The organism is Sediminimonas qiaohouensis DSM 21189, from assembly GCF_000423645.1.
GTDB lineage: Bacteria > Pseudomonadota > Alphaproteobacteria > Rhodobacterales > Rhodobacteraceae > Sediminimonas > Sediminimonas qiaohouensis.
In genome coordinates this window covers 24,269-31,323 of sequence record NZ_AUIJ01000032.1, presented here as the reverse complement: position 1 = coordinate 31,323, position 7,055 = coordinate 24,269, and the positions used below count along the sequence as shown (strand labels likewise).

The window sequence follows — 7,055 nt, the reverse complement described above, 5'->3', positions numbered from 1 at the left end:
CAACGTGCCCTTTGCGTATCGCTCGGCCATGTCGTCGAGGGGGATGGGTTTGATGCGGCTGGCCTGGCCGGCGGCGCCGAAGCGTTCGAACCGGTCGCGGCACAGCGCCTCCAGCTCCGCCATCGCGGGGATCATGAACTTGCGCGGGTCGAACTCGCGCGGGGCTTCGGCGGCCACTTTGCGGAACTGCCCGGTCATCGCCATGCGGCAATCGGTGTCGATATTGACCTTGCGCACGCCCGAGGCGATGCCGCGCTCGATCTCTTCGACCGGCACGCCGTAGGTCTGGGGCATCTCGCCGCCATGCGCGTTGATCAGGTCCTGCAGGTATTGCGGCACGCTACTGGATCCGTGCATCACCAGGTGCACGCCGGGAATGCGGGCGTGGATCTCGGCGATGCGGTCCATCGCCAGGATCTCGCCGTCGGGCCGGCGCGAGAACTTGTAGGCGCCGTGGCTGGTGCCGCAGGCGATCGCCAGCGCGTCCACCCCCGTGCGCGCCACGAAATCGGCGGCCTGGTCGGGGTTGGTCAGCAGGTCCTCGCGGCCAAGCTTGCCCTCGGCGCCCGAGCCGTCCTCCTTGGCCGCCTCGCCGGTCTCGAGGCTGCCCAGAACGCCCAGCTCGCCCTCGACGCTGGCGCCGACCCAATGCGCCGTCTGCGCCACCCGCGCGGTGATGTCGACGTTGTACTCAAAGCTCGCTGGCGTCTTCATGTCCGCCTCGAGGCTGCCATCCATCATCACGCTGGTGAAGCCGTGGCGAATGGCCGAAAGACACGTCGCCTCGTTGTTGCCGTGGTCCTGGTGCAGGCAGATCGGCACCGAGGGGTGCATCTCGGCCAGTGCCTGAACCATGTGCCGCAGCATCACGTCGCCCGCATAGGAGCGCGCCCCGCGGCTGGCCTGCACGATCACCGGCGCATCCACCGCCGCCGCCGCCCGCAAGATCGCAAGACCCTGCTCCATGTCGTTGATGTTGAACGCAGGCACACCGTACCCGTGCTCCGCCGCGTCATCCAGCAATTGACGAAGGGTGATTAGTGACATCTCTCGCTATCCTTTCAGTTCAATCGGCCCATCACGGCGGCGACATCCGCCATGCGGGACGAAAAGCCCCATTCGTTGTCGTACCAGGCCATGACCCGCACCAGACGCGATCCCATTATGCGGGTCTGGTCGGCGGCGAAGTTGCACGAATGGCTGTCGTGGTTGAAATCGACCGAAACCTTTGGCTCGGTCTCGTAGCTGATGATGCCGCGCATGGGCCCGTGGGCCGCGGACGCGACAAGCGTGTTGATCTCTTGGGCCGTGGTCTCGCGCCCGGCCTGAAAGGTCAGGTCCACGGCGCTGACGTTCGGGGTGGGCACGCGGATCGCCGCGCCGTCCAGCTTGCCCTTGAGACCCGGCAACACCTCTGCGATCGCCTTGGCAGCGCCTGTCGATGTCGGGATCATCGAGATCGCCGCCGCCCGTGCGCGGTACAGATCGCCATGGCGCCGGTCGAGCGTCGGCTGATCGCCGGTGTAGCTATGGACCGTGGTCATGATGCCATGCTCGATCCCAACTCCCGCGTCCAGCACGCGCGCCAGCGGCGCCAGGCAGTTGGTGGTGCACGATCCGTTCGAGACGACCTGATCCTCGTGGTTCAGGTCGGCGTGGTTGACGCCATAGACTACGGTTCGATCGACGCCGGTGGCGGGCGCAGATATCAGGACGCGCCGCGCGCCGCGACCCAGATGCACGGCGCTTTCGGCCTTGGAGTTGAACACGCCGGTGCATTCGAGAACGACATCGATGCCGTCCCAATCCAGCTCTGCCGGGGTGCGGGTCGAGAACACTCGCATCGGACCGCGCCCGGCATCCAGCGTGCCGTCGCCAATCGATACCGGGTGGCCAAACCGCCCATGTACACTGTCGTAGCGCAGCAGATGGGCGTTAGTCTCAAGGGGGCCAGTGGCGTTGATCGCCGCGACCTCGATGTCCTCGCGGCCTGACTCGATGATATGCGCCAGCGTGCAGCGTCCTATTCGGCCAAAGCCGTTGATGGCAATCCTTACTGTCATTGCGTCCTCGTCAGATCATGTTTTTTGCTTTTTCGACAACGGCTTGCGCCGTGATGCCAAAGTGGGAATAAAGCGTCGTGGCAGGGGCCGAGGCACCGAACCCGGTCATCCCTATGAACCCGTCGGTTGGCCGTAACATCAGGTCCCAGCCTTGCCGGATCGCCGCTTCGATGCCGATACGGGCGGGCGTGCCGAGAACCGCTTCGCGCGCGGCGGGCGGTTGTGCCGCAAACCGCTCGAAACACGGGGCCGAGACGACTGCGACGGAAATTCCGTCTGCTGCGAGTAGCTCCATCGCGGTCATCGCGATCTCGACCTCGGTGCCGGTGGCGATGAGCGTGACATCGCGCGGCCCCGCGGGGGTGTGCAGAAGGTAGGCGCCGCGTGCGGTCAGGTTTTCTGTGCCATGGGTGGTGCGATAGCACGGCACCCCCTGCCGAGACAGCGCCAGAACCGTCGGCGTTGTGGTGGATGCGAAGGCAAGCTCCCACGCCTCGGCGGTTTCCACGGCATCGGCGGGGCGGATGACATCAAGGTTGGGCATCGCACGCATGCTGGCCAGGTGCTCCACTGGTTGGTGCGTCGGTCCATCCTCGCCCAGGCCGATGCTGTCATGCGTCATCACGTAGGTCACGGGTTGACCCATCAGGGCCGACAGGCGGATAGCGGGGCGGCAATAGTCGGCAAAGGCAAGGAACGTGCCGCCGTAAGGCCGCGCCAGCCCGTGCAAGGACAACCCGTTCATGATGGCCGCCATGCCGTGTTCGCGAATGCCGTAGTGAATGTAGCTTCCGGTGTAGTCGTTTTTTGTCACCGTCTGCATCGCGGCGGTATGCGTGAGGTTCGATCCGGTCAGGTCTGCCGAGCCGCCGACGCAAAACGGAACGGCCGGAACAGCGACGGCGAGGGCCATTTCACTGGCCTTTCGCGTGGCGACCTTGGGGGCCTGTGCGCAAAGCTGTTGCTTGTAGGTCGCCATGTCCGCGTGCAGGGGGCGGCAATCGTGGGACATCGCCGCGTTCAAGGCGTCGCGTTCTGGCGAATTGGCAAGGCGCGCTTCCCATTCGATGCGCGTTTTGGCACCGCGCGCGGCGATCCGTCCCCACGCCGAATACACATCCTGCGGGATATCAAAAGGCGCGTGGGGCCAGCCCAGATGCGCGCGTGCGGCGGTGATCTCCGCGTCGCCCAAGGGGGCGCCGTGCACCGCGTGACTGCCCTGTTTCGACGGCGCGCCATAGCCGATCACCGTGCGGCAGGCGATCAAGCTGGGGCGGGGGTCGGTGCGGGCCTCCTCGATTGCGGCTGCGATCTGGTCGGTGTCGTGGCCGTCAATTCCAAGAACCTGCCAACCCGCCGCGGCAAAGCGCGCCTTTTGATCGGTGGAGGTGGCAAGATCGGTCGCGCCGTCGATCGTGATGCGATTGTCATCCCAAAGCACGATCAGTCGGCCAAGTTCCATGTGTCCGGCGAAATCAATCGCCTCGTGGCTGATCCCCTCCATCAAGCAGCCGTCGCCGGCCAAAACGTATGTGAAGTGATCTATCAAATCGCCGAAGCGGGCCGCGCCCATCCGCTCGCCCAGGGCCATGCCGACCGCTGTGGCGATGCCTTGTCCCAAGGGGCCGGTTGTCATTTCGACGCCCTTGGTATGGCCGTATTCGGGGTGGCCCGGCGTGGTGCTGCCAAGCTGCCTGAAGGCGCGCAGCTGGTCCATTTCCATGTCGTCATAACCCAGAAGATGATGCACCGCGTAGAGCAGCATCGAGCCATGACCCGCCGACAGGACAAACCTGTCTCTGTCAATCCAATCCGGGGCTTGTGGGTCGATCTTCATAAACCGATTGAACAGAACCGTGGCCACATCAGCCATGCCCATCGGCATGCCCGGATGCCCGGAGCCGGCAGCCTGCACGGCATCCATCGTCAGGGCCCGGATGGCATTTGCCATCGTGCGTTCATCGGCGAGGGGGATTTGCGTGTTCATGGGGGCTCCTTGGTGTCAGGCCCGGCGCGCGTCGCGCACGAGACGTTCAATGAGCGGCGTCAGGATGAGCTGCATCGCCAGGTCAAGCTTGTTGCCGGGGATGACGATCGAATTTGCCCGGCTCATCCAGGAGCCGTGGATCATTGAGGTCAGATAGGGAAAATCGATGCCCCGGGGGTTCTTGAAGCGGATCACGACAAGGCTTTCATCCGCCGTCGGAATCCAGCGCGAAATGAACGGGTTGGAGGTGTCCACCACTGGCACGCGCTGAAAGTTGATATCGGTTTCGGTGAATTGCGGACATATGCAATGCACGTAGGCGTGCATGCGGCGCAGAATGGTGTCGGTCACCGCTTCGGTCGAGTAGCCGCGGCTGTCGCGATCGCGGTGAATCTTCTGGATCCACTCCAGGTTGATGACAGGCACCACACCGATCTTCAGGTCGGCCAGCGCGGCCAAATTGACCTCGTCATTGACGACGGCGCCGTGCAGCCCTTCGTAAAACAGCAGGTCGGTACCGTCCTCAAAGGGGCTCCAGGCGGTGAAGTTGCCGGGGACGACACCCGTTGCGGCCGCTTCGATCTCGTCATGGACATACTTGCGCGTGCGCCCTGTTCCGGTTGCGCCGTAATCGCGAAAGACACGCTCCAGTTCCTTGAGCTCGTTGGCCTCGTAGGAGAAGTGCGAGAAGGTATGATCGCCCTCGTCATAGCGGCGCTGCAACTCGGCCTTCATGTCGGCGCGGTTGTAGCGGTGAAAGGCGTCCCCCTCGATCATCACGGCCGATACGTTTTCGCGGCGGAAAATCTGTTCGAACGTCGCCTTGACGGTGCTGGTGCCGGCGCCCGACGATCCGGTAACCGATATGATGGGGTGTTTCTTGCTCATGTCATTGGCTCCGGAAAAGGCCGCGTTTGGTGAACAGGGCTGACGTCTCGGTCAGGGGCAGGTCGTGATAAGCGGTGACGCGCGCCACCTTTTCGGCGCTTCCGAAGACAAAAGGCGTGCGCGCGTGCAGATCGGGTATGGTTTGGCGCAGTATCGGATCACTTCCATCCGTCGCGCAGGCACCTGCCTGCTCCATCAGAAAGGCGATCGGCGCGCACTCGTACAGCAGCCGCAATCGGCCCTGGGCATAGCCGTTGCGGTTGTCCCCCGGATACAGGAAGATCCCGCCGCGCATCATGATACGGTGCGCCTCGGCGACGAGGGACGCGACCCACCTCATGTTAAAATCGCGCTCGCGCGGGCCTTCGATGCCTGAAACCAGGTCATCGATGTAGGCGCGGATCGGGGCCGGCCAGTGGCGGTAGTTCGACGCGTTGATCGCAAACTCGCCCGACGTTTCCGGCACGCGAACCTGGTTCCCGGTCAGGACGAACTCGCTGGTATCCGGGGCGAGAGTGTAGATTTGCACGCCTTCGCCAAAACTGACGACAAGGCAGCATTGAGGTCCGTAGATAATGTAGCCAGCCGCAATGAGATCAGCCGCCGGGCGCAGGAAGCTGTCCTCGGGGCGATCGCCAGCAGGGAACAATGCAAAGATCGTGCCGACCGAGACATTCACGTCGATGTTGGAGGACCCGTCCAGCGGATCGATGGCGAGAGCCCACGCGCCGGCGCTATTCAGTGTGACGGCGTTTTCCTGTTCTTCTGAGGCGTAATGCCGGATGTTTGAGCCTGCGAAGGCGGTCATGAACCGTTCATCCGCGATCACGTCCAGCGCCTTTTGCCCGTCGCCGCCGCTGTTGACGCCGACGGCATCCGACAGATCCTGCCCGATCGCGCCGCGCGCAATGATCTGCGCGATGTCTGCCCCGGCCGCGCACAGACGTTGCATCACGTCGCGCAACGGCTCGGGTACCTGGGCAACAGGCAATATGGTTTGCGAGAATGGCAATATGGCTCCTCCCAGCTGCATGCGATTCCCCTTTTGTATTGCCCAATTGGAATTTTTATGGAATTTAAATATTGTTACTCAATATTAAGAGAAATCTAATGAGTTGGTTGGAATCCATCACACTCAAACAGTTGCGCGCGTTGCTGGCCGTGGAGCGGCACGGGTCGATAAGTGCGGCGGCCGAGGCGCTGCACCTCACACCGCCAGCAGTCCATAGTCAAATCAAGGCATTAGAGGGCGCCCTTGAAGTGTCGGTGCTGTCGCGCACGGCAGATTCGGCCGGCTCTCGCGTCACGCCCGAGGGGCAGATCGTGCTAGAGGCCGCGCTGCGGATGGAGGTGGCCCTGGGGCAGGTGGACAGGCAGATCGCGGCGATGCGCCGCGGGCAAACCGGGAGCGTGACGCTTGGGGTGGTCTCAACGGCCAAGTATTTCGCGCCGCGACTGGTCAAGACGCTTGGTACGCTTTGTCCAGATGTTGAGATTGTCTTGCATGTGGGCAACCGCGACGCGGTGATCGAGGGACTGGAGCGGCTGAGTTTTGACTTGGCGATCATGGGGCGCCCGCCGCGCCAGCCCATGGTCGAGGCGCATCCGATCGGCGATCATCCGCACGCGATCCTCGCGCCGCCGGATCATCCGCTGGCCGCCCGCTCGGCGCTGTCGGGGGCTGACCTGACCGAGGAGACGTTCCTGTCGCGCGAAGTGGGGTCGGGGACACGCATCCTGATGACGCGCTACCTTGATCGCCTGGGCGAGGGGCAGGTGTTTCGCACGGTCGAGATGGGATCGAACGAGACCATCAAGCAGGCGGTCATGGCCGGGCTTGGCATCGCGTTCCTGTCGCTCCATACCGCAACGGCCGAGTTACAGCACGGGCAATTGGTGATGCTTGACGCGCCGCAGCTTCCGATCATGCGGCACTGGTTTCTGGTTCGGCCCGTGGATGCATCCCCGCGACCGGCCACGGCGCGAGTTGCCGAGGCGATCCAGGGGCTGAAGGGGTCATTCCTGCCGATCACAGGGCGCGGCGATGTGTGAGCATGCGCATACCTGACCTTTTCAACGCGGTACGGCTTGCGTTAGTCTTGCCCGATAGCAAAGCA

At 63.6% G+C, this 7,055-nt stretch carries 6 protein-coding genes; 1 reads left to right on the top strand and 5 read right to left on the bottom strand.

Annotated elements, in window-relative coordinates; all coding sequences use genetic code 11:
* The 5 genes from fba to G568_RS0116020 form a co-directional block, all read right to left on the bottom strand.
* Positions 1-1,047: class II fructose-bisphosphate aldolase (gene fba / locus G568_RS0116040; protein ID WP_026758483.1), on the bottom strand; the 1,047-nt coding region annotated here is incomplete at its 3' end.
* Positions 1,048-1,061: 14 nt separating this feature from the next.
* Positions 1,062-2,063 (bottom strand): type I glyceraldehyde-3-phosphate dehydrogenase, encoded by a 1,002-nt coding sequence (gap, locus tag G568_RS0116035; protein WP_026758968.1) that lies wholly within the window; start codon positions 2,061-2,063, stop codon positions 1,062-1,064.
* A gap of 10 nt (positions 2,064-2,073) precedes the next feature.
* Positions 2,074-4,050 (bottom strand): transketolase, encoded by a 1,977-nt coding sequence (gene tkt / locus G568_RS0116030; RefSeq protein WP_026758967.1) that lies wholly within the window; start codon positions 4,048-4,050, stop codon positions 2,074-2,076.
* A gap of 15 nt (positions 4,051-4,065) precedes the next feature.
* Positions 4,066-4,938: a phosphoribulokinase gene (locus tag G568_RS0116025; protein ID WP_026758966.1), complete on the bottom strand. Its 873-nt coding sequence runs from the start codon at positions 4,936-4,938 to the stop codon at positions 4,066-4,068.
* A gap of 1 nt (position 4,939) precedes the next feature.
* Complete coding sequence (locus G568_RS0116020; RefSeq protein WP_425423414.1) at positions 4,940-5,890, bottom strand: class 1 fructose-bisphosphatase; 951 nt, start codon at positions 5,888-5,890, stop codon at positions 4,940-4,942.
* A gap of 158 nt (positions 5,891-6,048) precedes the next feature.
* Between G568_RS0116020 and cbbR the strand changes: the two genes are divergently transcribed.
* Positions 6,049-6,990, top strand: a complete 942-nt coding sequence (cbbR, locus tag G568_RS0116015) for a LysR family regulator CbbR (protein ID WP_026758964.1) — start codon at positions 6,049-6,051, stop codon at positions 6,988-6,990.
* Positions 6,991-7,055: the final 65 nt, after the last annotated feature.

Bases quoted from the DNA above. Each gene is read 5' to 3' on its own strand.
- gap (WP_026758968.1), bottom strand. From the start codon at position 2,063: ATGACAGTAAGGATTGCCATCAACGGCTTTGGCCGAATAGGACGCTGC.
- tkt (WP_026758967.1), bottom strand. From the start codon at position 4,050: ATGAACACGCAAATCCCCCTCGCCGATGAACGCACGATGGCAAATGCC.
- G568_RS0116025 (WP_026758966.1), bottom strand. From the start codon at position 4,938: ATGAGCAAGAAACACCCCATCATATCGGTTACCGGATCGTCGGGCGCC.
- cbbR (WP_026758964.1), top strand. From the start codon at position 6,049: ATGAGTTGGTTGGAATCCATCACACTCAAACAGTTGCGCGCGTTGCTG.
- G568_RS0116020 (WP_425423414.1), bottom strand. From the start codon at position 5,890: ATGCAACGTCTGTGCGCGGCCGGGGCAGACATCGCGCAGATCATTGCG.